General features: G+C 46.7%; 1 protein-coding gene. It reads right to left on the bottom strand.

What is annotated here, in order from left to right; genetic code table 11:
- Window positions 1–2360 (bottom strand): phosphoenolpyruvate synthase (gene ppsA / locus JaK3_RS05755; RefSeq protein WP_068321958.1); only part of this gene is annotated, 2360 nt, incomplete at its 3' end.
- Window positions 2361–2397: the final 37 nt, after the last annotated feature.

The following is a 2397-nucleotide window of genomic DNA, read 5'->3' as shown; positions in this document are numbered from 1 at the left end:
CTATCTGGATTTAATGAGATGGAAGTAATGCCCTTCTCAACCAACCAGCGCGCAAAGTCTGGGTGATCTGAAGGACCCTGACCGCAAATGCCAACGTACTTATTTTGCTTACGGCAAGCATCAATAGAGCGGGCAATCATGAACTCCACTGCTGGATCACGTTCATCAAAGTCGATTGCCAGTAACTCCATGCCTGAGTCACGATCCAGACCCAAAGTTAATTGAGTCATATCGTTTGAGCCAATAGAGAAACCGTCAAAGTACTCGAGGAACTGATCAGCCAAAATAGCATTAGATGGAATCTCGCACATCATGATGAGGCGTAAACCATTGACGCCACGCTTAAGACCAAACTTCTCCATCATATCGATCACGCGCTTAGCCTGATTAATGGTGCGCACAAATGGAACCATGATCTCAACGTTATCTAGGCCCATATCCTCACGAACACGCTTCATAGCCGCGCACTCGAGAGCAAAAGCTTCGCCGAATTCTTCTGATACATAACGTGATGCGCCGCGGAAGCCTAACATTGGATTTTCTTCATCCGGCTCGTAACGTGATCCACCAATCAACTTCTTATACTCGTTAGATTTGAAGTCTGACAAACGAACGATTACTGGCTTTGGATAGAAAGCAGCGGCAATGGTCGCCACACCTTCAACCAACTTATCTTCGTAGAATTGACGTGGACTAGCGTAACCGCGAGCCACACTCTCAACGGCACGCTTAAGGTCAGGGTCAATATTTGGATATTCCAACACTGCACGTGGATGCACGCCAATGTAATTATTGATAATAAACTCGAGACGAGCTAAGCCAACACCAGCATTCGGAATTTGACAGAAATCAAATGCCAATTGAGGGTTACCAATATTCATTGTGATCTTCACTGGAATCTCAGGCAATACACCGCGAGAAACTTCAGTAACTTCGGTTTCGATCAAGCCATCATAAATATGGCCTTCATCACCTTCAGCACAAGAAACTGTCACCATCATGCCGTCTTGCAAATGCTCAGTCGCATCACCGCAACCAACAACCGCAGGCACACCTAATTCACGAGCAATAATCGCAGCGTGGCAGGTACGACCACCACGGTTAGTCACAATCGCAGAAGCGCGCTTCATGACTGGCTCCCAGTTTGGATCAGTCATGTCTGCAACCAATACGTCACCAGGCTGGACACGATCCATCTCGCTTGGGTCACGAATAATGCGGACTGGACCAGCACCAATCTTTTGACCGATCGCACGGCCTTTTGCTAATACCTTTGAGCTACCTTTTAACTTGTAGCGCATCTCTACTTGGCCTGCTGCCTGACTCTTCACTGTCTCAGGACGAGCTTGCAAAATGTAAATGCGGCCATCTTGACCATCTTTACCCCACTCGATGTCCATCGGACGACCGTAGTGCTTCTCAATGATCACCGCATACTTGGCCAACTCAGTGATGTCCGCATCTTCCAGTGAGAAACGATTCCGCTTCTCAGGAGCGACATCCACTGTCTGCACTTTTTCTGCAGAGCCCTTTGGCGCAAATTGCATTTGAATCAACTTAGAGCCTAAAGAACGACGAATAATTGCTTTCTTGTCTTTGGCTAAAGTGGTTTTGAATACATAAAACTCATCAGGATTAACTGCGCCCTGAACCACTGTTTCCCCTAAGCCATAGCTTGAGGTAATGAAAACCACATCTTCAAATCCAGATTCAGTATCTAATGTGAACATCACCCCTGCAGCACCTAGGTCAGAGCGCACCATTCGCTGAATACCGGCAGATAAGGCTACTTCAGCGTGGGCAAAGCCCTTATGAACGCGGTAGGAGATCGCACGATCGTTATAAAGTGAGGCAAATACTTCACGAATCTTCTTGAGAACATCATCAATACCCTCGACGTTCAAGAAAGTTTCTTGCTGACCTGCAAAAGAAGCATCAGGCAAGTCTTCAGCAGTAGCTGACGAACGCACTGCGAATGAGCCTTTACCAGAGTCATCCAACACTGCAAATGCCTTGCGAATCTCTTCGTCTAATTTTGGTTGAAATGGCGCTGTTTCGATCCAGTTACGAATCTCTGCACCAGCTTGTGCCAATGCGCGCACATCATCAATATTCAAACCTTCTAAGCGCTGCTGAATGCGCTCAGTCAGATTGTTATGTTTTAGAAAATCACGGAATGCCAATGCAGTGGTAGCAAAACCTGTTGGAACACGAACCCCAGTGGAAGCTAACTGAGAAATCATCTCCCCTAGTGAGGCATTCTTACCGCCGACGGATTCAACATCCGTCATGCGAAGTTGCTCAAAAGGCAAAACATAGGCATCAGCCATACTGCTATTTTGTTGCTGTTGGTTGGACATAAAATACTCTCTAAAGATAAGGAAACTGGTGTAGCGG

Origin of the sequence: Polynucleobacter yangtzensis, assembly GCF_001595965.1 — a bacterium.
Classification (GTDB): Bacteria; Pseudomonadota; Gammaproteobacteria; order Burkholderiales; family Burkholderiaceae; genus Polynucleobacter; species Polynucleobacter yangtzensis.
The sequence above is the reverse complement of the archived record's forward strand: the minus strand, read 5'-3'. Positions and strand labels throughout refer to the sequence as shown.